General features: G+C 68.9%; 22 protein-coding genes and 1 pseudogene. 8 read left to right on the plus strand and 15 right to left on the minus strand.

Going from position 1 to position 23,572, the window contains the following annotated elements; all coding sequences use genetic code 11:
* Positions 1–58 precede the first annotated feature (58 nt).
* From BLT45_RS04670 to metK, 6 genes are all read right to left on the minus strand, one after another.
* Positions 59–1,924, minus strand: a complete 1,866-nt coding sequence (locus BLT45_RS04670) for an ATP-binding cassette domain-containing protein (protein ID WP_093295761.1) — start codon at positions 1,922–1,924, stop codon at positions 59–61.
* Between the two features lie 35 nt (positions 1,925–1,959).
* Positions 1,960–2,862, minus strand: a complete 903-nt coding sequence (locus BLT45_RS04675) for a phosphatidate cytidylyltransferase (RefSeq protein WP_254771840.1) — start codon at positions 2,860–2,862, stop codon at positions 1,960–1,962.
* Positions 2,863–2,951: 89 nt separating this feature from the next.
* Positions 2,952–3,551: a lysophospholipid acyltransferase family protein gene (locus BLT45_RS04680; protein WP_093295767.1), complete on the minus strand. Its 600-nt coding sequence runs from the start codon at positions 3,549–3,551 to the stop codon at positions 2,952–2,954.
* Positions 3,548–4,177 (minus strand): CDP-alcohol phosphatidyltransferase family protein, encoded by a 630-nt coding sequence (locus tag BLT45_RS04685; protein WP_093295769.1) that lies wholly within the window; start codon positions 4,175–4,177, stop codon positions 3,548–3,550. Before BLT45_RS04685 ends, BLT45_RS04680 begins: the two co-directional genes overlap by 4 nt.
* Before the next feature lie 64 nt (positions 4,178–4,241).
* Complete coding sequence (locus BLT45_RS04690) at positions 4,242–4,739, minus strand: acyl-CoA thioesterase (protein WP_093295772.1); 498 nt, start codon at positions 4,737–4,739, stop codon at positions 4,242–4,244.
* Positions 4,740–4,916: 177 nt separating this feature from the next.
* Positions 4,917–6,128 (minus strand): methionine adenosyltransferase, encoded by a 1,212-nt coding sequence (metK, locus tag BLT45_RS04695; protein ID WP_093295777.1) that lies wholly within the window; start codon positions 6,126–6,128, stop codon positions 4,917–4,919.
* Between the two features lie 208 nt (positions 6,129–6,336).
* On the opposite strand from metK, the gene BLT45_RS04700 reads away from it, so the two are divergent.
* The 3 genes and pseudogenes from BLT45_RS04700 to BLT45_RS04710 form a co-directional block, all read left to right on the plus strand.
* The gene (locus BLT45_RS04700; protein ID WP_175455725.1) at positions 6,337–8,061 is read left to right on the plus strand and encodes a bifunctional ornithine lipid synthase OlsF; all 1,725 of its coding nucleotides are present in this window, start codon (positions 6,337–6,339) and stop codon (positions 8,059–8,061) included.
* On the plus strand, positions 8,058–8,876 hold the full coding sequence (locus tag BLT45_RS04705; RefSeq protein WP_093298542.1) for a UDP-2,3-diacylglucosamine diphosphatase: 819 nt from the start codon (positions 8,058–8,060) through the stop codon (positions 8,874–8,876). The genes BLT45_RS04700 and BLT45_RS04705 overlap by 4 nt, the downstream gene beginning before the upstream one ends.
* 32 nt (positions 8,877–8,908) lie before the next feature.
* Positions 8,909–9,868 (plus strand): annotated as a pseudogene (locus BLT45_RS04710) (metal-dependent hydrolase); the annotation flags it as partial.
* A gap of 120 nt (positions 9,869–9,988) precedes the next feature.
* Here BLT45_RS04710 and BLT45_RS04715 read toward each other — a convergent pair.
* From BLT45_RS04715 to BLT45_RS04740, 6 genes are all read right to left on the minus strand, one after another.
* Positions 9,989–10,303 carry a hypothetical protein gene (locus tag BLT45_RS04715; protein ID WP_093295783.1) on the minus strand — a complete coding sequence of 105 codons (315 nt, stop codon included), beginning with the start codon at positions 10,301–10,303 and terminating at the stop codon, positions 9,989–9,991.
* A 179-nt stretch (positions 10,304–10,482) separates the two neighbouring features.
* Positions 10,483–11,304, minus strand: a complete 822-nt coding sequence (locus BLT45_RS04720) for a class I SAM-dependent methyltransferase (RefSeq protein WP_093295786.1) — start codon at positions 11,302–11,304, stop codon at positions 10,483–10,485.
* A 17-nt stretch (positions 11,305–11,321) separates the two neighbouring features.
* Complete coding sequence (gene dusB / locus BLT45_RS04725) at positions 11,322–12,314, minus strand: tRNA dihydrouridine synthase DusB (protein WP_093295788.1); 993 nt, start codon at positions 12,312–12,314, stop codon at positions 11,322–11,324.
* 61 nt (positions 12,315–12,375) lie between these two features.
* Positions 12,376–13,362, minus strand: coding sequence for a ribokinase (locus tag BLT45_RS04730; RefSeq protein WP_093295791.1), 987 nt, complete (start codon positions 13,360–13,362; stop codon positions 12,376–12,378).
* A 95-nt stretch (positions 13,363–13,457) separates the two neighbouring features.
* Positions 13,458–14,756 (minus strand): NupC/NupG family nucleoside CNT transporter, encoded by a 1,299-nt coding sequence (locus tag BLT45_RS04735; RefSeq protein ID WP_093295794.1) that lies wholly within the window; start codon positions 14,754–14,756, stop codon positions 13,458–13,460.
* 70 nt (positions 14,757–14,826) lie between these two features.
* A complete protein-coding gene (locus BLT45_RS04740; RefSeq protein ID WP_217629529.1) occupies positions 14,827–15,399 on the minus strand; it encodes a TMEM165/GDT1 family protein in 573 nt (190 codons plus the stop codon).
* Positions 15,400–15,711: 312 nt separating this feature from the next.
* Between BLT45_RS04740 and BLT45_RS04745 the strand changes: the two genes are divergently transcribed.
* The 5 genes from BLT45_RS04745 to BLT45_RS04765 all read left to right on the plus strand — a co-directional run bounded on the left by BLT45_RS04745 (position 15,712) and on the right by BLT45_RS04765 (position 20,959).
* Complete coding sequence (locus BLT45_RS04745) at positions 15,712–16,683, plus strand: aldo/keto reductase (protein WP_093295797.1); 972 nt, start codon at positions 15,712–15,714, stop codon at positions 16,681–16,683.
* A 79-nt stretch (positions 16,684–16,762) separates the two neighbouring features.
* On the plus strand, positions 16,763–16,969 hold the full coding sequence (locus BLT45_RS04750) for a hemin uptake protein HemP (RefSeq protein ID WP_093295800.1): 207 nt from the start codon (positions 16,763–16,765) through the stop codon (positions 16,967–16,969).
* A 137-nt stretch (positions 16,970–17,106) separates the two neighbouring features.
* The gene (locus tag BLT45_RS04755) at positions 17,107–19,344 is read left to right on the plus strand and encodes a TonB-dependent hemoglobin/transferrin/lactoferrin family receptor (RefSeq protein WP_093298548.1); all 2,238 of its coding nucleotides are present in this window, start codon (positions 17,107–17,109) and stop codon (positions 19,342–19,344) included.
* Positions 19,345–19,355: 11 nt separating this feature from the next.
* Positions 19,356–19,988, plus strand: coding sequence for a ChuX/HutX family heme-like substrate-binding protein (locus BLT45_RS04760; RefSeq protein ID WP_093295803.1), 633 nt, complete (start codon positions 19,356–19,358; stop codon positions 19,986–19,988).
* An 11-nt stretch (positions 19,989–19,999) separates the two neighbouring features.
* Positions 20,000–20,959: a DUF6607 family protein gene (locus BLT45_RS04765; protein WP_093295806.1), complete on the plus strand. Its 960-nt coding sequence runs from the start codon at positions 20,000–20,002 to the stop codon at positions 20,957–20,959.
* Positions 20,960–21,059: 100 nt separating this feature from the next.
* On the opposite strand, the gene BLT45_RS04770 is transcribed toward BLT45_RS04765, so the two are convergent.
* The 3 genes from BLT45_RS04770 to BLT45_RS04780 are packed head-to-tail and all read right to left on the minus strand — an operon-like array spanning position 21,060 to position 23,541.
* Positions 21,060–22,241: a PDZ domain-containing protein gene (locus BLT45_RS04770; protein ID WP_093295809.1), complete on the minus strand. Its 1,182-nt coding sequence runs from the start codon at positions 22,239–22,241 to the stop codon at positions 21,060–21,062.
* 27 nt (positions 22,242–22,268) lie between these two features.
* Positions 22,269–22,985 carry a hypothetical protein gene (locus BLT45_RS04775; protein ID WP_093295812.1) on the minus strand — a complete coding sequence of 239 codons (717 nt, stop codon included), beginning with the start codon at positions 22,983–22,985 and terminating at the stop codon, positions 22,269–22,271.
* On the minus strand, positions 22,978–23,541 hold the full coding sequence (locus tag BLT45_RS04780; protein WP_093295816.1) for an RNA polymerase sigma factor: 564 nt from the start codon (positions 23,539–23,541) through the stop codon (positions 22,978–22,980). The genes BLT45_RS04775 and BLT45_RS04780 overlap by 8 nt, the downstream gene beginning before the upstream one ends.
* Positions 23,542–23,572 lie beyond the last annotated feature (31 nt).

The following is a 23,572-nucleotide window of genomic DNA, read 5'->3' on the forward strand; positions in this document are numbered from 1 at the left end:
TTACCGGCATGCCATCGCGACTTACGTCGCTCCCACACCTGCTCCCACCGTCCTGGGCTTATCCATCCAGCTCCGACCAGCGCTGGTACGCATGGTCCAATTCCGCCTGCTTCGCGGCGAGCTCGTCGTTGGCACGCTGCAGGTCGGCCGGGGATTGCTGGTAGTAGGCGGCGTCGTTCATCGCTTCAGTGCGCTTGGCCACCTCGGCTTCCAGCGCTTCGATGCGCGCCGGAAGCTGTTCCAGCTCGCGCGCCTCCTTGAACCCCAGTTTGCGCTTCGCGGCCACCGGTTCGGGCTGCTTCGACAACCCCGGCTTGACCGGCGCGGATGCCGTGGCGGCGCCCGCCGGCATGCGGCGCTGGCGCAGCCAGTCCGAATAGCCACCGACGTAGTCGCCCAGTCGTCCTTCGCCTTCCAGCACCAGCGTGCTGGTGACCACGTTGTCGAGGAAGTCGCGGTCGTGGCTGACCAGCAGCAGCGTGCCCTTGTAGTCGAGCAGCAGTTCTTCCAGCAGTTCCAGCGTCTCGACGTCCAGGTCGTTGGTGGGTTCGTCCATCACCAGCAGGTTGGACGGCTGCGCGAACAGTTTGGCCAGCAACAGGCGGTTGCGCTCGCCGCCGGACAGTCGGGTGATCGGCGCGCGGGCGCGTTCGGGCGAGAACAGGAAGTCCTGCAGATAACCGATGACATGCTTGCGGCTGCCATTGATCTCGACGAAATCGCTGCCTTCGGCGACGTTCTCCAGGGTGGTGCGTGAATCGTCCAACTGGCTGCGGTGCTGGTCGAAGTAGGCGATCTGCAGGCCGGTGCCCAGCTTCACTTCGCCCTGCTGCGGGGCGAGCTCGCCCAGCAGGATCTTCAGCAGCGTCGACTTGCCCGCGCCGTTGGGTCCGACGATGCCGACGCGGTCGCCGCGCATGATCGTCGCCGACACGTCGTCCAGCAACGTGCGGCCGTCGTAGGCCTGGGTGATGTCCTTGGCCTCGATGACCTTCTTGCCTGACGACTGCGCGGCGGCGGCTTCCATCCTGACGTTGCCAGACAGGTCGCGCCGTTGCGCACGCTCACGGCGCATCGCCTTCAAGGCGGTGACGCGGCCCTCGTTGCGGGTGCGGCGCGCCTTGATGCCCTGGCGGATCCAGACCTCTTCCTGCGCGAGCAGCTTGTCGAAGCGCGCGTTCTCCTGCGCTTCGGCATGCAGCCGTTCCTCGCGGCGGCGCAGGTAGTTGTCGTAGTCGCCGGGCCAACTGGTCAGCTGGCCGCGGTCGATCTCGAGGATGCGCGTGGCCAGCGAGCGCAGGAAGCTGCGATCGTGGGTAACGAACACGATGCTGCCACCGAAGGACTTCAGGAACCCTTCCAGCCAGGCGATCGCCTCGATGTCGAGGTGGTTGGTCGGTTCGTCCAGCAGCAGGATGTCGGGGTTGCGCACCAGCGCCTGCGCGAGCAGCACGCGGCGCTTCATGCCGCCGGACAGCGCGGCGAAGTCGGTTTCCTCGGGCAGTTCCAGACGCGTCAGCACCTGCTGCACGCGCAGGTCCAGGTCCCAGCCATGCTGCGCCTCGATCTGCGCCTGCGCCTCGCCCATCGCGTCCATGTCGCCGTCGTGCAGCGCATGGTGGTAGCGCGCCAGCAGATGGCCCAGGTCGCCCAGGCCTTCGGCGACCACGTCGAACACCGTACCCTGCGTGTCCTGCGGGACCTCCTGGGCCATGCGTGCGACCACCACGCCGTTCTGCACGCGGATCTCGCCGTCGTCGGGCTTCAGTTCGCCGGCCATCAGCCGCATCAGCGTGGACTTGCCCATGCCGTTGCGGCCGACGATGCAGACGCGCTCGCCGGGTTCGATGGACAGGTCGACGTGTTCGAGGAGGAGCGGCCCGCCGACGCTGAAGTCGACCCGCTGGAATTGCATCAGGGACATGCGCCCATTGTAGCCGGCGCGAGGGGCGCGGCGGCTTACTGGAAGTTGTAGCGCACTACGTGGAAGAACACCGGCGCCGCGAAGACCACCGAGTCCAACCGGTCCAGGGCGCCGCCGTGGCCTTCGATCATCGTGCCCCAGTCCTTGGCGCCCAGGCTGCGCTTGGTCGCCGACAGCGCCAACCCGCCCAGGAAGCCGCACAGCACGATCAGCAGCGACAGCAGGGCCGACTGCAGCGGCGTGAACGGCGTCACCCACCACAAGGCGGCACCGATCAGCGCCGCGGACAGGCCGCCCCCGACCAGACCCTCGACGGTCTTGGACGGGCTGACCTTGGGCGCCAGCAGTCGCTTGCCGAACAGTTTGCCGAACACGTACTGGAGGACGTCGCTCAACTGCACCACCAGCAGCAGGTAGAACAGCAGCATCAGGTTCTGGCCTTCGTAGCCGGGGATGCTCAACAGCATCAGCGCCGGCGCATGGCTCAGGCAGTAGACGGTGAGCATCAGGCCCCATTGGACCTTGGTGTTGCGTTCCAGGAAATCCTCGGTGTCGCCCTGCAACGCCGTGATCGCGGGCAGCAGCAGGAAGCCGTAGACCGGGATGCACATGACGAACAGGCCGTACCAGTCCACGCCGATCAGCCAGTACTGCAGCGGGATCGCGACGTAGAAGCACAGGCACAGCGCCAGGTGATCGCCGCGCCGGGTAGGCGTGAGGGTGAGGAACTCGCGCAGCGCGAAGAACGACAGCAGTGCGTACAGCACCAGGGTGGCGATCTTGCCGATCAGGAAGCACACCAGCAGCACGCCGACCATCACCCACCAGGCGTTGATGCGCGCGTTGAGGTTGTCGACCACGGCCGAGGGCCTGCGCCTGCCCAGCAGCCAGCCGATGGTCGACGCCACCACCAGCAGGGCGATCACGCCGCCGATCATCCACCAGAACTTGCCCGGCGCCTGCGCGATGGCGGTGCGGATGAAGCCGTTGAAAGGCAGGGAGTCCATGGTCGCGGTCCTTCGTCGGATCAGGGAGCGAGCGCCAGCACGGCGTCGCGTGCGCGCTGCAGGAAGCCGGCCTTGTCTTCGCCCGGCTGCGTCGCCAACGGCGTGCCGAAGCGCACCGTGCAGATCAGCGGCACCGGCAACAGGCTGCCCTTGGGCATGCTGCGCCGGGCGTTGTCGAGGTAGACCGGGATCAGCTCGACCCGCGGATAGCGCTGCGCCAGGTGGTACAGACCGGATTTGAACGGCAGCAGCGTGGTGTCGGGATTGCGCGTGCCTTCCGGAAACAGGATCAGCGACGCACCCGCGTCCAGTGCTTCATACAGCGGCTGCAGCGGATCAGCATCGGCGTCCACGCGCTGTCGGTCGATCAGCACCACGTTGAGGCCCGGTCCCGCGATCAGGCCCTTGAGTCCGCCGCCGCCCCAGTAGTCGCGCGCGGCGACGGGCCGCGTCGTGCGACGCAGCGCGGGTGGCAGCGCCGACCACAGGGCCACCGTGTCGAGATGGCTGGCATGGTTGGCGAAGTAGATGCGCTGGCGGGGTTCGGGTTGGCTGCCGATCCAGCGCGGGTAGGCGCCGATCAGCGCTTTGCTGACAGCGGCCAGCAGGTGGCTGATCATGCGCCGTCCCGTGCGTGCAGCGCCGCGGCGATGGCATGGCTGCGGGTGATGCAGGTCAGCAACGCGCCCAACGCGATGACCCATGCGGCGATCCGCAACGCCCAGCCGGTGTGCGCGAAGGCCGCTTCCGCAGCGCCCAGCAGGCAGGCCGCCGTCAGTACCGCCATGCGGTGCTGCTTGGCCATCGGTCCCCTGAAATCCTGTGGCAGACCCAGGCTGCCGCCGGCCAGGCGCACGTAGGCCGTGAGCGCGGCCGCCAGTGCACCCAACCACCCCAGCCATGCCGCACCGCAGGCGTATCCGAGGGCGACGAACAGCAGCGAGTCGGCCACGCGGTCCGGGAACTCGTTGTACAGCGCACCGGTCGGCGTCTTCTTCCCGCCTTCCATCGCGACCATGCCGTCCAGCAGGTTGCAGACCAACCGCAGCTGGATGCACGCCGCCGCGGCGATCAGCGCGAGCGGCGTGGCGAGCCACAGCAGCCACGCACCCAGGGCGGCGAAGACGATGCTCAGCACCGAGATCTGGTTCGGGGTGACGGACGAGCGCGCGAGGGCGGCGCTGATCGAGCGCGCCCATCCGCTGGCGCGGGCGGCGATGGGACGCCGGTTGCTGTCGTGTGACATACGGTCTTCCTGACGTGTGCCGCGATCCTAGCGGCAGGCGAGGGGGCGCCGCCAGTCGCGCCGATCAGGCCGTTTCCGTTGCCCGGCTGCCCAGTTCGGCGTGGCGCCGTTCCATCTCCTCGCGCAGCTGGCGGCGCAGGCGCGCGGCGGCGAAGCGGCGGATTTCGTCCGGCGTGGTCGGCTCCAGCGGTGGCACCGGGGTGGTGCGGCCCTCGTCGTCGACCGCGACCATGGTGAAGAAACAGCTGTTGGCGTGGCGCACGCTCTGCTTGCGGATGTCTTCGGCCACCACCTTGATGCCGATCTCCATCGACGAGGTGCCGGTGTGGTTCACCGAGGCCAGGAAGGTCACCAGTTCGCCCACGTTGATGGCCTGGCGGAACATCACCTGGTCCACCGACAGGGTGACCACGTACTTGCCGGCGTAGCGGCTGCCGCAGGCGTAGGCCACCTGGTCGAGCAGCTTGAGGATGGCGCCGCCGTGGACCTTGCCGGAGAAGTTGGCCATGTCCGGCGTCATCAGCACCGTCATCGAAAGCTGGTGGCTCTTCAGCGATTCCATGGCATGCCTCCGCAGGGTGAGGCGCGCAGGCTAACCGATCCCGGGGTGGGGCGTGCGGCCTTCGCCGGAAAAGAAAACGGGCCGCGTGAGCGGCCCGTTTCTTGAGTCACTGGATCTCCGCCTGCGCGGGGATGACGGCCCGGCAAAGGCGCCTGCGAAGGCAGGCGCGCCGGGTCGTCACTTCAGCTTGGCGTCCTTGCGCAGGGCTTCGGCGCGGTCGGTCTTCTCCCAGGAGAAGGCGGTCGCGGTCTGCTTCTTGCCGGCGCCGTCCACGTAGCTGATCTCGCGCGGCTTGCGGCCGAAGTGGCCGTAGCTGGCGGTCGGCTGGTAGATCGGGTGCTCCAGGTCGAGCATCTTGGTGATGCCGTACGGGCGCAGGTCGAAGTGCTTGCGGATCAGCTTCTCGATCACGTCGTCACCGACCCGGCCGGTACCGAAGGTGGTCACCGAGATCGACGTCGGCTCGGCCACGCCGATGGCGTAGGAGACCTGCACTTCGCACTTGTCGGCCAGGCCGGCGGCCACGATGTTCTTGGCCACGTAGCGCGCGGCGTAGGCGGCCGAACGGTCCACCTTCGACGGATCCTTGCCCGAGAACGCGCCGCCGCCGTGGCGGGCCATGCCGCCGTAGCTGTCGACGATGATCTTGCGGCCGGTCAGGCCGCAGTCGCCCACCGGGCCACCGATGACGAACTTGCCGGTCGGGTTGATGTGCACCTTGTTCTTCGGCAGCGCGTCCAGCCACTTCTTCGGCAGCACCGGCACAAGGATCTCGGCGCGCACGGCTTCGATCAGGTCCTTCTGCTTGATGTCCGGGTCGTGCTGGGTCGACAGCACCACGGCGTCGAGGCCCAGGACGGTGTTGCCGTCGTAGCGCAGGGTGACCTGCGACTTGGCGTCGGGGCGCAGCCACTTCAGCTTGCCCTTCTTGCGCACTTTGGCCTGCTGTTCCACCAGGCGGTGGCTGTAGTACAGCGGGGCCGGCATGAATTCCGGCGCCTCGTTGCAGGCGTAGCCGAACATCAGGCCCTGGTCGCCCGCGCCCTGTTCTTCCGGCTTCTTGCGGTCGACGCCCTGGTTGATGTCGGGCGACTGCTTGCCGAGCATGTTGATGATCGCGCAGGTGTGGCCGTCGAAACCGACGTCCGAATTGTCGTAGCCGATGTCGTTGATGACCTTGCGGGCCAGCGACTCGATGTCGACCCACGCGGTGGTGGTGACTTCGCCGGCGACGATGGCGGCGCCCGTCTTCACCAGCGTCTCGCAGGCCACGCGTGCGCGCTTGTCCTGGGCCAGGATGGCGTCCAGCACGGCGTCGGAAATCTGGTCGGCGATCTTGTCCGGATGGCCTTCGGAGACCGATTCGGAGGTGAACAGGTAGCTGGACATCAGGCTTATTATCCTTTGATTCGGATGAAAAGATGGGCGCGAATGATACACGCCGGAGGCGGTGCGTGCATTCTGCGCCGTTCAGGGTCGCCGGGGGTTAAGCACGGATCAAGCGGCGCGCTGTCACCTGACTGCCAGAAAACGGAAACCGTGCTGTCGCCGGCCAGGCGCAGGCTGCGCGGCGAAACCCCGCCGCCAGCCCCTGCCCATGCACCCGCTGGAACGCCAGATCGCCGAACGCTATCCCCACTGGTTCCGCGGCCGCCGTGCGCGGCTGACGGGTCCGTTGCTGCGCACCCTGGGCCGCTGGTCCCGGCTGGACCAGGCCTACGCTTTCCTGGCCGACCATGGCCACCTGCTGGGCCTGGACTTCATCGACGCCGCCATCGACCACCTCAATCTGCGGCCTGCCGTCGCCGATGAGGACGCACGGCGGATCCCGGCGCAGGGACGCCTGCTGATCGTGGCCAATCATCCGTCCGGTGCGCTGGATGCGCTGGCGCTGCTGCAGATGGTCGGCCGGGTACGGCGCGACGTCCGCATCGTGGCCAACGACATGCTGTCCGGGATCACCCCGATCGCCTCGCTGCTGCTTCCGGTGCGCATCCTCGGCGGCAAGCCCAGCGCGGACAGCGTGCGCGCGGTGGAGCAGGCGCTGGAAGCCGAGCAGTGCGTGATCGTGTTCCCGGCCGGCGAAGTCTCCCGCCTGGGCCCGCGCGGCGTGCGCGACACGCGCTGGCGCCGCGGCTTCCTGCGCTTCGCCCGGGCCACCGGCGCACCGGTATTGCCGGTGCGCGTGGTGGCGCGCAACTCCGCGTTCTTCTACGGCGCATCGGCGCTGTTCAAGCCGGCGGGCACGGCCTTGCTGGCGCGCGAGATGTTCCGCCGCAGCCAGCGTCGCCTGCAGCTGCACGTGGGCCAGCCGCTGCGGCTGGATCCGGCCGTCGACCCCGCCACGCTCATCCGCCAGGTGCGCGAGGCGCTGTACGCGCTCGGCCGCCGTGCCGCCAAACGCGTGGCGCCGCCGGCCGAGGTGCAGGAACCCCTGGTCGACGCGCTGGCACCGGATGCGCTCGTGGTCTGCATCGATGCGCTCGACGTGCTCGGCGAGACCACCGACGGCAAGCGGATCTGCGTGGGCCGGCTGGCCGGCGGTTCGCCGCTGCTGCGCGAGATCGGGCGGCTGCGCGAACTGACGTTCCGCGCGGTGGGCGAGGGCACCGGCAAGCGCATGGACGTGGACGCGTTCGACACCTGGTACGAGCACATCGTGCTGTGGGATGCCGCGCAGAAGAAGATCGCCGGTGCCTACCGGCTTGCGCGCGGTGCGCCCGTACTGGCGGCGCAGGGCCTGAAGGGCCTCTACACCGCCTCGCTGTTCGACTACGCGGACGACGCCTTGCCCCGCCTGGCGTCCGGCATGGAACTGGGCCGCAGCTTCGTGGTGCCCGACTACTGGGGCAGCCGCAGCATCGACTACCTTTGGCAGGGCATCGGTGCCTACCTGCGCCGACATCCGCGGGTGCGTTACCTGTTCGGCGCCGTGTCGATGAGCGCGGCCCTGCCGCTGCATGCGCGCGAACAGATCGTGGCGTACTACGCGCACTACTACGGCGATCCGAACGGCGAGGCGCGCTCGCGCCATCCGTTCCGCTACACGGCCACGCCGCCCTGCTTCGATACGCTCGAGGCCGATACCGCTTTCCGTGTGCTCAAGACCAACCTCGATACCCTGGGGGCGACGGTGCCGATGCTCTACAAGCAGTACACCGAGCTTTGCGAACCGGGCGGCGCGCGCTTCCTCGCCTTCGGCGTGGACCCGGACTTCAGCGACTCGATCGACGGCCTGATCGAGGTGGACCTGCATCGCATCCGGCCGAAGAAGCGGGAACGCTACCTGGGCGACGCGTGGCCGACGGAGACGGCGGCATGAGTCCGCTGGCCGCGCCACCCCCGATGCGGCGCGCGGTCTTCGTCTCCGACGTGCACCTGGGTTCCAAGCACTGCCATGCGGCCGAGTTCGCGGACTTCCTCGGCGGCCTGCGCTGCCGGCGGCTGTACCTGGTCGGTGACATCGTCGACCTGTGGTGGATGGCGCAGCGCCGCGCGTCCTGGGACGCGGCCCACAACCGGGTGATCGAGGCGCTGCATGCGCTCGTGCGCAACGGCACCGAGCTCATTTATGTGCCGGGCAACCACGACAGGCCGATCCGTCGCTTCTGCGGCCTGATGCTGCCCGCCATGCAGGTCAGGCGCCGCGCGATCCACACCACGCTGGACGGACGCAGGCTGCTGGTCACGCACGGCGACGACTACGACGGCATCACCCACTTCGGCGGGCTGCAGGAAAAGTTCGGCGACTGGCTCTATTACCGCATCCTCACCGGCAACCGGCTGACCAACCAGCTGCGTCGCCGGTTCGGCCTCCGCTACTGGTCGCTGGCGGAATACCTGAAGCGGCAAAGCGATGCGGCCGAGCGCTACATCGCCCGTTTCGTGCAGGCGGGACTGGACGATGCCCGGCGCCGCGGACTGGACGGCATCGTCTGCGGCCACATCCATCGTGCGTCGCTGCTCCAGCGCGACGGCCTGCTGTACGCGAACGACGGCGACTGGGTCGAAAGCCTCACGGCACTCAGCGAGGAAGCCGACGGCAGCCTGTGCCTGCTGTCGCACACGGGCCAGATCCTGGCCGAGGTCGCGCCGCGCCTCCGCCTGGTGCCGCAGGACGTGCCGCGCGCGGCGTGAGGAATCCCGGCGGCGGCTGCTAGGATCGCCGCATGGATTCCCTCAGCCAGATCGTCCTCGGCGGCGCCCTCGCCGCCGCCATCGCCCCCGCGGCGCATCGACGTGCCGCCCTGCTCGCCGGCGCGGCCCTCGGCACGCTCCCCGATCTCGACAGCCTGCCGATCGCGTTGTTCTCGGACAACCCGGTCACGCTGATGACCGTGCACCGCAGCTTCAGCCATTCCCTGTTCGTCCTGCCGCTGCTCGGGTGGCTGCTGTGGTGGCTGTTCAAGCGCTTCGGCCACGGCCGCGTCGCTGCGGCGCCCACGCGCTGGTTCTGGGCGATCCAGCTGGCGCTGCTCACGCATCCGCTGCTGGATGCCTTCACCGTCTACGGCACGCAGCTGTGGTGGCCGCTCACTCCGCCACCGACGATGTGGTCCAGCGTCTTCATCATCGATCCGCTGTACACGGTCTGGCTGCTGATCGCCTGCGTGGCGGCGTGGTTCCTGCGCGAGCGCGCCACCGCGCAACGCGCGCTGGTGGCGGGCCTGGCGCTCAGCAGCGCGTACCTGGGCTGGTCGCTACTGGCAAAGGCCATGGTGGACCGCGAGGCCGAACGCACGCTCGCCGCCATGGGGCTGGGCGATGCGCCGTACTTTTCGGTGCCGATGCCGTTCAACACGCTGCTGTGGCGGGTGGTGGCGATGACGCCGTCGGGCTATGTCGAAGCCGAACGCTCGGTTTTGGTCGACGACGGCCGGATGCACTTCCGCGGCTATCCCTCGAACGTGCAGGCCTTGCGGCTCGCGCGGGGGATTCCCGCGGTCGATCGCTTGTCGTGGTTCAACCGCGGCTTCATGCGCGCGCAGGTCCGCCAGGACCGGCTGGTGCTCTCGGACCTGCGCATGGGACTGGAGCCGAACTACACCTTCAGTTTCGACGTGGCCGCGCTACGCGAGGGGCATTGGCAGGCGGTACCGCCCCGCCAACACCCCTGGGAGTCGCCGGTGAAAGGCTACGACGGCTTGCGCGACCTGCTCGATGCGATGAGGCAACGGATCGCCGACCCTTCATCGACGGCCCTGCATGCGCTGGCCGTCGATGCCGAAGGGCCGCCAGCCGCGCCCTGATCACGAGCCGGCGGCGGTGCCATTCTTGTCGGTCGCCGGTGCCTTGTCCGCAACGGCGCGCTCGGCGTCGGGCGCTGCCCGGCGTTCCAGCACGACCTGTTCGCCGTTCATCAGCCGCCGATAGTTCTCGTCGCCGACGGCGCGCTTCAGGGTCCAGTTCACCCGATCGAACTGGGTGCGGTACTCCGCATACGGGGTGCGGGCGCCGAGCACCATGCGGATGTTGCGTTCGCTAAGGCCGGTTTCACGTGCGAGCTGGGCGACGGAGTCGTCGGCATGTGCGGCGAAGGGAGAGACGGCCAGAACGGCCGCCATCAGGGACGCGGTTCTTGCGTTCATGGGGATCCTCCGGGGGAGGTGATTACCGCTTGTGGCTGCGGTGTCCTGCAGGCCGGCAGGGGAACCGGCGCGCTCATCCTCCTGCGGCGGAGCGCGGCGCCCCAGTGCCGGAACGCACCGTGACTCCGGTCATGTTTACCGTCCGCTTACCTTCGTCAGTAAACCGTTGCGCGGGCCTGCACGAAGGCATAGAAGAACACCGCATCGGGATCGTTCTGCACGTCGTGCATCTCGCGGCGCATGCCGTCGACGATCTCCTGCGTCACGCGGTCCGCGGCGACCAGCGAGTCCGCCGCCGACAGCAGCAGTTCTTCCCAGAACGCGATCATGTCCTTGCGCCGAGCGGGCTCGCGGTTGTCGAAGTGCACCGTCTTGATCTCGGTGACGACATCGCGGAAGCCGCCCGCCAGCAGCAGGTTGCCCAGTTTCGCGCCGATGAAGGGATCGCCGCCGCTGTCGTACTGGAAGTCGTTGAACGCCATCCAGTAGCGCCACGTGTTGGGCGAATAGGGGTGCAGCAGGAAGGAGGAATTCATCACCTCGGTGACGTAGATCGGCGAACCCGGTGCCAGCACGCGACGCACCTCGCTGAGCACGCGCGCGGGGTTGGGCACGTGCTCGAGGATCCAGCACAGGAACGCCGCATCGAAGTCCCGCGCGCCGTACGGCAGGCGGCTCGCGTCGGCCTGCTGCAGGGTGTAGCGGTCGCGGCACCACGGCATCCTCGCCAGGTTGTCGCGCGCGGCATCCAGTTGCACCTGGTTGAGGTCCACGCAGGTGGCATGCAGGTCGGGGAAGCGCCGGAGCAGGATCTCGGTCTGCGCACCCACGCCGCTGCCGACTTCGAGCAGGCGGCGCACGCCCGTGTAATCCACGTGGTTGAAGAGCGTGCTTTCGAGCAGTCGGGCCTGCTTCACCAGCCGGGCCTGTTCCACCGTCGAGAAGCCGTGCAGGTAGGGCGCGTCGGGTTCGGTCATGGGAGATCTCCGTGGCATCAGGCCGCTGTCGGCAGCACATCGCCGGCGATCAGGGCGTCGAAGTAGTCGCGGGTCAGGCGCAGTTGTTGCCCAGCGCTCTCCGCGCGGTTCACGACGGCACGGAAGGCGAGATTCTCGGGCCTGTCCTTCGCGTACCAGCCCAGGTGCTTGCGGGCGATCCGCACGCCCTGCGGTTCGCCATAGAACGCGTGCAATGCTTCCAGGTGGCCGAGCAGGATGTCGCGCACGTCCTCCAGCGCTGGCGGCGGCAGCAGCTCGCCGGTGGCGAGGAAATGCGCGATCTCGCGGAAGATCCACGGCCGGCCCTGCGCGGCGCGGCCGACCATCACCGCATCGGCGCCGGTCTTCGCCAGCACGTGCGCCGCCTTGGCCGGCGAGTCGATGTCGCCGTTGGCGACCACCGGGATGCGCAACGCGGCCTTGATCGCCGCGATGGTTTCGTACTCCGCAGTGCCCGTGTAGTGCTGGTCGCGCGTGCGGCCATGCACGGCCAGCGATGCGATGCCGCTTTCCTCCGCGATGCGCGCGATGGCCGGCCCGTTGCGGTGGTCGCAGTCCCAGCCGGTGCGGATCTTCAGCGTCACGGGCACGTCGACGGCCTTCACGACGGCTTCGAGGATGCGGCCCACCAGCGCCTCGTCGCGCATCAGCGCCGAGCCTGCCCAGGCGTTGCAGACCTTCTTGGCCGGGCAGCCCATGTTGATGTCGATGATCTGCGCGCCGTGGTCGGCGTTGTAGCGCGCGGCGTTCGCCAGCTGCTCCGGTTCGGTGCCGGCGATCTGGACGCTGACCGGGCTGGGCTCGCCGTCGTGATCCATCCGGTGCAGGGACTTGGCGGTGTTCCAGAAACGCGGGTCGCTGATCGTCATTTCCGACACCGCCAGGCCCGCGCCCAGCCGCTTGCACAGCAGCCGGAACGGCTTGTCGGTGACGCCGGCCATCGGGGCCAGCATCACGGGTGGGTCGAGGCGGTAGGGACCGATCTGCATGCCGGCATTATCCGCCGCTGCGCGGGCCGGCGAAACGGGCCGGCGAACCGGGCCGGAGCGTTTACTCCGGATGCCGCGCCAGCAACTCCGCACGCGTCGGCATCGCCAGCGCGGCGCCGGCGCGTTCCGTCGACAGCGCGGCATAGCGGTTGGCGAAGCGCACGTGGTCGGCGAAGGAAGACGCCGCGTTCTCCGCGAGCGACGCCGCGAGCGCGCCATTGAACGCGTCGCCAGCCCCGGTGGTATCCACCACGGTCGCCGCTTCGGCGGCGACGCGATAGTGCGGACGCGCGTCTCCCCGCAGCGCCTCGTCGGGGTGCGAGACATACACGCCGGTGGCGCCCAGCGTCACCACCACCGTGCCGTGGGGGAACAACTGGCGGCAATGCTGGTGCAGTGTCACGCCATCGAGCGTGGCCACGTCGTCCGCGCTCAGGCGTTCGCCAAGGTGGCGGGCCAGCAGCGCGGCGAACTCCGTCTCGTTCGGCGTGATGACGTCGGCCTGGGCCAGCAGTTCGGTCGTGGTGCCGGCGTTGGCCGGCGCCGGATTCAGGACGGTCGTCGCGCCCCGCTGGCGCGCGTTCTGCAGCGCGGCCAACACGGTGTCCGCGGGCGACTCCAACTGGGTCAACAGGACGGCGGCGGAGGCCAGGACCTCTTCCTGCGCCGCCAGGAACGCCGGATCCAGCACGGCGTTGGCGCCCGCACCGATCACGATGGTGTTGCGGCCGTGCGCGTCCACGTAGATGCCGGCGGTCCCGGTGGGTTCGTCGCTGGCCTGGGTGCGCAAATCGAGCCCGTCCTCCGCCGCCAGCCCGCGGGCGAGCGCGCCGCCCGCATCGTCGCCCAGCGCGCACACGAACGTGGTGGCCGCGCCTGAGCGCGCCGCGGCCATGGCCTGGTTGAAGCCCTTGCCGCCCGCACCGCTGGCGTAGCGGCCAGCGATGGTGGCGCCGGCGGCCGGCAAGGCATCGCAACGCCACACGTGGTCGACATTGAAGGAGCCCACGACGGCGACGCGGGCGGACAGGGAAGAGGACGTGGTCATTTCAGGGTACCTGGGGTCCGGACGGCAGCGATGCCGCCGTCACCGGAGGAGAACGTAAACAGGACGCCGGATGCGGCCGTCGGCCGCATCCGCGGTCAGCCGAAGTGCGACAGCACGCCGGCGATGGTGGCCGTCATCAGCGTGGCGATGGTGCCGCCGAGCACGGCGCGCAGGCCGAACCGCGCCAGGTCGGAACGCCGCTCCGGCGCCAGGCCGCCGATGCCGCCGATCTGGATCGCGATCGAGCTGAAGTTGGCGAAGCCGCACAGCGCGTAGGTCGCGATCAGGCGACCTTCCTCGGTCAGCGTCACGCCGGGCGTCTGCCCGTTCACGATGCCGGCCAGCTGCAGGTAGGCGACGAATTCGTTGATGACCACCTTCTGGCCGATCAGCGAACCCACCGTGGTCGCGTCCTGCCACGGCACGCCGATCACCCAGGCGATCGGCGCCAGCAGGTAACCGAAGATGGTGGCCAGGTCGGTCGGCTTGCCGATGGCCGACGCCAGGCCCGTGATCTCGCCCAGCCAGGTCAGCGGCGCGTTGATCAGGGCGATCAGGGCGATGAAGGCCAGCAGCATCGCGCCGATGTTCAGCGCCAGCCTCAGGCCATCGCCCGCGCCGGCGGCAGCGGCGTCGATGATGTTGCTGGACGTCTTCTCGACTTCCATCTTCACCGTGCCGCGGGTCAGCGGCGTGCCGGTTTCGGGGATGAGCAACTTCGCCACCACCAGCGTGGCGGGCGCCGCCATGATCGACGCGGCCAGCAGGTGCTTGGCATAGAAGGCCTGCTGTTCCGGATCGCCGCCGCCGAGCATGCCCACATAGGCCGCCAGCACGCCGCCTGCGATGTGGGCCATGCCGCCGATCATCATCGTGATCAGCTCGGACTCGGTCATCTTGGGAATGTACGGACGCACCGTCAGCGGCGCCTCCGTCTGTCCGATGAATACGCTCGCGCAGACGCTGGTGGTCTCGGCGCCCGACACACGCATCACCTTGGTGATCGCCAGCGCCATCATCCGCACGATGAACTGCATCACGCCGAGGTGGTACATCACGCCCATCAGCGCAGCGAAGAAGATGATGGTGGGCAGCACCTGGAAGGCGAAGATGAAGCCGAACTTTTCGGTATCCATCAGGCTGCCGAAGATGAAGCCCGAGCCTGCCTTCACGAACTCCAGGATCTTCACGAAGCCGTGGCCCAGCCAGTCGAAGACTTCACGCCCGCCCGGCACCAGCAACACCAGGGCGGCGAAGCCGATCTGCAGCGTGACGCCCGTGGCGACCAGCTTCCAGTCGATGGCCTTCCGGTTGTTGGAAAACAGCCAGACGATGCCGATCAGCACCGCCAGGCCGAACAGGCCGAAGCCGATCCGCCCCAAGACTTCCAGCATGTACTCCCCCAGACCTTGCGTGTTGTTCTGACCGGGCAGTCTAGCAGCCGTGCGGCCCCGTCCCGGTCGTTCAGCCTACGCCGCGCCAGGCCACCCACGCGGCGAGGGCGAGGAACACCACGGCCGCCAGACTGCGGGCCAGCTTCAGCGGCAGCTTGTCGGCGAAACGGTGGCCCAGCCAGACCACCGGCAGGTTGGCCAGAAGCATGCCGATCGTGGTGCCGGCGATGACCTGCCACAGCGGGTCGTACTTGGTGGCCAGCAGGACCGTCGCGACCTGGGTCTTGTCGCCGATCTCGGCCAGGAAGAACGCCACCGTGGTGGCCAGGAAGGCGCCATGCGCCGGCAGGTTGTCGGCTTCGTCCTCCAGGGTGTCGGGCTTGAGCGTCCACAGCGCCACGGCCAGGAAGCTGCCCGCCACGACCCAGCGCAGGACCTCGGGAGACAGCCATTCGGTCAACTCGGCACCCAGCCAGGCGGAGATCGCGTGGTTGACCAGGGTCGCGGCCAGGATGCCCAGCGCGATCGGCCACGGCTTGCGGTAGCGGGCGGCCAGCAGCAGGGCCAGCAATTGGGTCTTGTCGCCGATTTCGGCAAGCGTGACGGTGCCGGTGGAGACCAGCAGGGCGTGCAGGGACAACATCAAGGACTCCGGGGCCAGGCATTCGCGATGGACGCGAAGGCAAACGACGCACTGCCCGGCCCGGGTTAGCGCGACGCCTGCCTTCGGTCTTGCCCGGCGAAGCGTTTCGCTTCGTCCCGCGCACCATGGTCGTCGACCAAGTGTGTTGACGCGCGGACCCCGTCTGGACGGGTGGGCTACTCCCCGGAGGAGGAAAGTGCGCGGATTGTACGGCGCACGTCGCGCCGATGGCGGAGCCATTCTCATTTGTCGCCGTGCCGTCGACCGGAACGGGCGCTAGGATGGGGTGTTAAGCCACCGCTGGAGCACGCCATGCAGTATCGCCGCCTGGGTACGTCGGGACTTCAGGTTTCAGCGCTGTCCTTCGGCGCCTGGCTGACCTTCGGCCAGCAGGTCGGGCCGCGGGAGGCAGGCGAACTCATCGCGCTGGCCTGGGACCACGGGGTCAATTTCTTCGACAACGCCGAGGTCTACGGCCACGGCGAGGCCGAACGCGTGATGGGCGAGGCGTTGCGTGCGCTGGCCCTGCCGCGGGATGGCTATTGCGTGTCCAGCAAGGTCTGCTTCGGCGCGGCGGAAAATCCTCGGCCGACCCAGCGCGGCCTGTCGCGCAAGCATGTCACCGAGGCCTGCCACGACGCATTGCGTCGACTGCAGGTGGAGCACCTCGACCTGTTCTTCTGCCATCGCCCCGATCCGGACACGCCGGTCGAGGAAACCGTATGGGCGATGGACACGCTGATCCGTCAGGGCAAGGTGCTGTACTGGGGAACGTCGGAATGGCCCGCCGCGCGCATCCGCGAGGCGGCCGCGATCGCGCGCAGGCACCACCTGCACGGCCCCACCATGGAGCAGCCCCAGTACAACCTGCTGCACCGCCAGCGGGTGGAGCTGGAGTACGCGCCGCTCTACGCCGAACTGGGCCTGGGTACGACCACCTGGTCGCCGCTGGCGTCGGGCCTGCTGACCGGGAAGTACGGCAAGGACATCGCCGGCGACACCCGACTCGGCCGGGCCGGGCACGAGGATCTGCGCCGGATGATCCTGGGCGCGGCCGGCGCAAAGCGGCAGGAACGCGCGACCCGCTACGCCGCGGTCGCGGCCGAACTGGGCGAAAAACCGGCGCCGCTGGCGATCGCGTGGTGCCTGCAGAATCCCCACGTATCGACCGTGATCCTGGGGGCCAGCCGGCCGGAGCAGCTGCGGGAGAACCTGGCCGCGCTCGATCTGGCGGCCCGCTACGACGAAGGGGTGTGGGCGCGGCTCACGGCCGCCGCCGACTGATGCCTTCCATGTGGGCGAGGGTGTTGACTCGCAAATAAGAATCATTATCATCAGGAGCCGTTCCACCCGGAGCTTCCCGATGATCTCGAACGTCACTGCACTGCCCACGGCCGATTCGCTGGCGCTGCGCGAGCGCCTTTCCCTGCCGCACGCCGAACCGCGCGCCGAGGACGTCCTCGACAGCGCCGCGCTGCTGAAAGGTCAGCGCGAAGTGCTGATCCGCCACGGCGACCGCATCTACCGCCTGCGCCACACCAGCAACGACAAGCTGATCCTCACCAAGTAATTCGCGCACCGTCCCTGCGACGATGCGCCGCCACGGTGCCCCGCGGCGAACCACCTCTCTCCACCGGGCGCCAGCCAAGGAACTTCCGGCCGCCAGCCTTCCGGGTCTTCTTACCACCCACAGGAATGCTGTACGCCATGATGCGTCCCACGCTGCTCACCGCGGCCGTGTGGCTGGCCCTTGCCGGCCATGCCCATGCCGCTCCCGCCGCCGATGCGGCTTCGTCTTCCTCCCCCAGTGCCGATGCAAATGAGCTGACGCGCATCCAGGTCACCGCCACGCGCAGCGAGCGCGCTGTCGCCGACGTGCCGAACACCGTCAGCGTGATCGACCGCGAGGAACTGGACGACCGCCTGGTCCGCGACATCAAGGGCCTGGTGCGCTACGAGCCTGGCGTGACGGTGACCTCCAGCTTCGGTCGCTTCGGCCTGGGCGGGTTCCGCATTCGCGGCCTGGAAGCCAACCGCGTGCGCATCCAGACCGATGGCATCCCGGTGCCCGACGCGTTCTCGATCGGCAGCTTCTCCAACGCGAACCGCAACTTCGTCGATCTCGATACGCTGAAGCAGGTCGAGATCGTGCGCGGGCCGTCCAGTTCCCTGTATGGCTCGGACGCGCTCGGCGGCGTGGTCTCCTTCATCACCAAGGACCCGTCGGACTACCTCGACGACGGCAAGGATGCGTACTTCGGTTTCCGCCTGGGCTATGACGGCAGCTGGAACGGCTTGTTCGGCAACGCCACCGCGGCGTTCGGCGGCGAGCGCTGGAGCGGCCTGGTCAGCGTGGGTCACCGGCAGGGCCAGGAAACCGAGAACCAGGGCGATGTCGCCGGCATCGGCGCCGCGCGCACGCTCCCGAATCCGCAGGAGCGCGACGGCCGCAGCCTCCTGACGAAGCTGGTCTTCGCGCCGAGCGAGGGTCAGCGGTTCCGCCTGACGGTGGAAGGCAATGAAGACAGCGCCGATACCGACCTGCTGACCCAGCAGGGCTTCCAGTCGCTGACGCGCGCCACCAACGACCGCGTCATCGCCCGCGACCACCAGGCGCGCGCGCGCGTCGCCTTCGCCCACGAGTGGGACGATCTTTCGGCCGGCTTCGCCGACAGCCTGGACTGGCAGGTCTACCGCCAGGACAGCGAGACCACCCAGTACACGCGCGAGGAACGCACGCTGCCTGCGCCGACACTGCGCGACATCCGCGAGCGCGAATTCAACTTCGACCAGCGCACGTACGGCCTGCAGGCGAACTTCCGCAAGGCGTTCGGCGCGACGGTCCGGCACGATCTGATCTATGGCGTGGACGTGACGCGCACCGAAACGCGGCAGAAGCGCGACGGCCTGCGCACGTTCCCGCTGACCGGCGTGAGCACGCCGGTGATGTCGCCGGACACGTTCCCGGTGCGCGACTTCCCGGTGAGCAAGACCACCACCGCGGCGCTCTACGTGCAGGACGAGATCAGCTTCGCCGACGGCGCCTTCCGGCTGGTGCCGGGCCTGCGCGTGGACCACTACCGCCTCGACCCGCAGCACGACGCCATCTTCGATGCCGACAATCCTGGCGTCGCGCTGGCGGATATCCGGGAGACCAGCGTGTCGCCCAAGCTCGGCATGGTGTGGACCTTCGCGCCGGCCTGGTCGCTGTTCGGCGGATACGCGCATGGCTTCCGCTCCCCGCCCTACAACGACGTCAACATCGGCTTCACCAACGTGCAGTTCGGCTACACGGCGATCGCGAATCCCGACCTGAAGCCCGAAACCAGCGACGGCGTGGAGCTCGGCGTGCGATACGCCGGCAAGGTGGCGTACGCCAGCCTGTCGGGTTACTACAACCGCTACGACGACTTCATCGAGTCGATGCGCTTCATCGGCTACAACGATGCGGGATTGATGGTCTACCAGTCGCAGAACATCGCGGAAGCCCAGATCCACGGCGTGGAGCTGAAGGCCGGCCTCGATATCGGCGCGTTGTCCGACGCATGGTCCGGCTGGTCGCTGCGCGGTGCGGCGGCGTGGTCGCGCGGCAAGGACCGCAGCACCGATACGGCGCTGGACAGCGTCGATCCGTTGACCGCGACGCTGGGCCTGGCGTACGACGCCGACGTCTGGGGCGCGGAACTGGCGGGACGCTTCGTCGACCGCAAGCGCCGCGTCTCCGATCCGGACTATTACCGCCAGGGGGGCTATGGCGTGCTGGACCTGTACGCGCACTGGAACTTCGCACCCGGGGCCAAGTTCAACGTCGGCGTGTTCAACCTGGCCGATCGCCGTTACATCGATGCGGGCGACATGACGCTCGTCGCCACCGGCAGCACCACGCTGGATCGCTACACCGCGCCGGGCCGCACGTTGTCGGCCAGTCTGGCGGTGAGCTGGTAACCGCCATGCCGATGCTGCGGGCACTCCCGGGTCCCGTCGCGGGCGCATCCGCGGATGCGTTCCCGGGTGCCGCGCAACTGGCGGCGCTGGGCCCGGTGCTGTGCCTGTACCGCACGCAGCACGGCAGCGAACTCGCCGGCTGGCAGCAGGCAGTACGGGTGGAAGCACACACCGGCGTGGGCAGCGACGGCCTGGACGAACGCCTGCTGTTCTTCGACGCGCAGGGCCGCTGCTGCTGGCGCCTGTGCCTGTTGCCGGACAGCGACTTCGTCGCCTGGGATCGCCTGGTCGCGTCGCTGCCGCAAGGCACCGATGGCGAGGCCGCCGGCCTGGCCGACCGCCTGTGGCAGCGGCTTGCCGGGCGCCTGCTCGGCGGCCAGTGGCACGCGTGCGCGCTGCAGCTGCACGCGGTGCCGCAACCCGCCGCACTGCCCGTGCTCGCGGCCAGCCTGTCGCTGATGTCGGTGCTGGGCGTGAACACCGCGCGCCGCATTGCCCAAGCGGAAGGCGCGGAGCTGGAAAGCGGACTGCACGACTGCTGCTGCGCGTCGTCGCTCCGCTACACCGCGCCCGCGCCGGGCGCGGATCGACAAACCCCCAAGGAGACGGACGACAAGGTCGTTCCGCTGATCAGACTCACATGAGAGAAGCCACCATGAACACACCGGTCGCCACCCTGCTGTCCACCGCGTTGCTGCTGGCCGCAAGCCAGGCCAGCGCGGCCGATCCCGTCCGCGACCGCCAGTCGATCCTGGCGATGCAGGGCGATTACACCGTCGACTTCGCCTTCGACGAAACCGTCCTGCTGCAGCCCGGCTACGAGCGCCAGGCCGCCATGCGCAGCGGCGGCGACGAAACCGTCATCGTCGTCGAGGACACGCCGACGCGGATCGTCCTCCAGCACATCCTGGTCGATGCCAAGAGCGGACACGTCACCAAGCACTGGCGGCAGGATTGGACCTACGAGGCACCCATGCGCTTCGAGTTCAGCGCCGACCAGACGTGGAACGTGCGCGCGATTCCCGCCGATGCCACGCGCGGCGCGTGGACGCAGTGCGTGTACGAAGTCAGCGATGCGCCGCGCTACTGCGGTACCGGGCGCTGGGACTACACCAACGGCGTCGCCACCTGGACCAGCGACCTGAGCTGGCGCCCGCTGCCGCGGCGCGAATACACCAAGCGCAGCGACTACAACGCGCTCTCCGTGGTCAATCGCCACACGTTGACGCCGAACGGCTGGACCCACGAGCAGTTCAACACCAAGGTGCTGCGCAAGCCCGACGGCTCGCAGGTGGAACTGGCACGCGAGTTCGGCTTCAACGATTACCTGAAGACCACCGAGATCGACTTCAAGCCGGCGCGCGACTACTGGCAGGCGACCGCCGGGTACTGGGCCAAGGTGCGCGCGCATTGGAACGGCTTCCTGGCGCAGGCGCCCGGCGTGCGCCTGAAGACGAAGGTCGACGGCATGGCGATGATCATCCCGCTGTTCACCCAAGCCGGCGACGTGCAGGACGGCAAGCCCGTCGCGGATGCGGCCATCGCCAAGGTGTTCGCCGACTGGGTCGAGCCCGCACCCACGGAACGTGCCGCCACGGCCGGGCCGTCCCGCTGAAGGTTCTCTCCGGCACAGGGACGTGCCGCTCTTCGCCAAAAAAAGACCCCCGCGGATGCGGGGGCAGGGGATTCACGGGTTTCTCTTCTAATAATGCGTGTCAGAGCAGCGTGCCGCCCTTGCCGGAAGGGGGTGCGGGCGGCGCGGGCGGCGGAGGCGGCAGCGGCGTCTCGCCGCCGTCGTCCTCGAAGGTCTGCACTTTGCCGTCCTGGTCGACGATCATCACGCGCCGTCGCTCCACGACAGTCGGCGCCTTGCCGGCCGTTTCGGCCACGCGCGGCTTCACCACGACGCGCGAGGTCGACGGGAACCGGAACGCAGCGGCCTTGGGCACGGTGACGGTGCTGGTCCGCGTCTGCCGATCGCGCAGGTACTCGACCGCGACCTTGGCGTCCTCCGGCTTGTCGCGCAGTGCCTGGGTGACGTCGCGCGGCGTCGCCACCGGCTTGCCGTCCACCTTGCGGATCACGTCGCCGGCCTGCAGGCCGGCGAGTTCCTCGCCCACGGACAGGACGAGCACGCCGTTCTCGGTGCCGAAGTAGCGACCGAGCGAGGCATCGACCGTCGCCAGGTTGAGGTTGCTCCAGCGGAAGGCCTCGGCCAGCGCGGGCAGGCGGCAATCCTCGCCCTTGCAGTCGCCCAGCCGGCCGAGTTGGCGCAGCTCGCGTTGGACCTCGGGCGCGATGACGGTGTCGATCTCGCCCATCGGCATCGGCACGCCTTCGATCCGTGGCATGCCGCCTTCGCCCGTATGGAAGAAGACCGCGCCCGGACGTTCGCCCGCGAACGCGACGCGCGGCGACACCTGCGTGGGCGTGACGCCCGCCTCGTGCGTCTTGCCGTCGCGCTGGTAGGTGATCCGTACGGGCGTATCGACCTTGAGGTCGGCGAGCAACTTGCGTGCGTGCACCACGCGCGCGTCGCCGGTACTGCCGTTGACCGTTTCGCCGCCGACACGCACGAGGCGGTCGCCCGCCTTCAGCCCGGCCTTGGCAGCGCCGCTGTCCGGCGTCACCCCGGTGATCCGTACGCCTGTCGCGTCGTCGCCCGACAGCAGCACCCCCAGGCGCGGGCGGCGCACGATGAGGTGATCGATCTCGACCGGCGAACGGACGGCGCCGGCGCCTCGCGAGAGTTCGGCCACGCGCTTGGCGGCGCGCTGCAGGTCGGCGCGCGCGGCGTCGAGTTCCTTCTGCTGGGCGGCATCGTCCTGCTGCGCGAAGACCGGCAGGGGTGCGGCCAGGGCCAGGGCCAGCAGCGTCGTGGAAATGGGCTTCAGCATCGTGGGTTCCTCGTTGCGTGTGCTTGATCAGTAGATGGCGGTATCGGCGGTGTCGTCGTTCAGGGCGACCTGCCAGCGTTGGGTGGCTTCCACGCCGGTGAGCTGGCGCAGGGTGTCGACGCGCTGTTCCCACAGCGAGGTCCGGGTGGCGACCGGCAAGGCGGGCTGGGAAAGCGCGAGATCGATATGCGTGACCTGGTCCTGCAGGTCCGCGCTGACCGCGAGCGCGGCGACGTTGCCGGTGTTGCTGTCGGGCAGCTGCGCGAGCACGGCTTCGAGGCGGGCGGACTCGATATAGAGCGCATCAAGCCGGGCAGGCTCGCTCGCCGCCGGGGCGGGCGCGTGGCGCGCGACCGCCGAGCGCTTCGGCGGCGCATGGGCGACCCGCGGTGTCGTGGCGACGCCCGGCGGAACGACCGTCGCGGGTTCGGTATCCGCCGGACGACGCGGCGTGTCCGGACGCGCCGGTGTCGTGGTGGCGATGGCCGGTGCGCGCTGCAGCGGTGGCGCGGAGACCTCGGCGTTCCGCCATTGCATGAGCGGGATCACCGCGGCGAAGAAGACGGTCGCCGCCAGGGCCAGGGCGGGGCGCTGCCACCGCGCCGGTCGCGCGGGCGCCTGCACCGGCGGCAGCGTGGCGGCGAGGCGCTGCCATGCACCGTCGGGAGCTCCTTCCAGCGGCAGCGCGGCGAAAGCGTCGCCCCAATCGTGCGGCGAGGGTTCGCGGGCACGGGAATCAGGCATGGACGGTCTCCTCGATGTTCAACAACGCCCGCAGGCGGCGGGTGCCACGGGACACCTGGGATTTGGAGAAGCTCGGCGTGCGCTGCATGAGCGCGGCGATCTCCTCGTGGGTGTAGCCCTCGGCGTGGTACAGCCACAGCACGCTGCGGGTCGCCGCGGGCAGCGCCTCGAGCGCGCGCTGCAGCAGCGCGGCATCGGCAGCGGCCGCCGGCGGCAGGCCCTGGTCCTGCGGCAGGTCCTCTTCGTCCACCGAGATTTCCGTCACCAGCCGCTTCTGCCGGCGCAGGCGCAGCAGCGCCTCGTTGACGGCGATCTGACGCAACCACCCCCAGAAGGGGCAGTCGCCGCGGTAGTCCGGCAGATGGTGGAAGAGTTTCAGCATGGTGTCCTGCAACACGTCGCCCGCGTCCTCCCGGTCGCCGCAGATCCTGAGGGCCAGCGTGAACACCGGCCGCTCGAAGCGCCGGTAGATCTGTTCGAACGCTTCCCGGCACCCGGAGCGCGCGCGGGCGACCAGGTTCTCGGGGACGTCGATGGCGAACTGCGAGCGGCTCAAGCGGGAGGATTCTCGTGGCTGTCGGGAGTAG

Origin of the sequence: Pseudoxanthomonas sp. CF385, assembly GCF_900104255.1 — a bacterium.
GTDB lineage: Bacteria > Pseudomonadota > Gammaproteobacteria > Xanthomonadales > Xanthomonadaceae > Pseudoxanthomonas_A.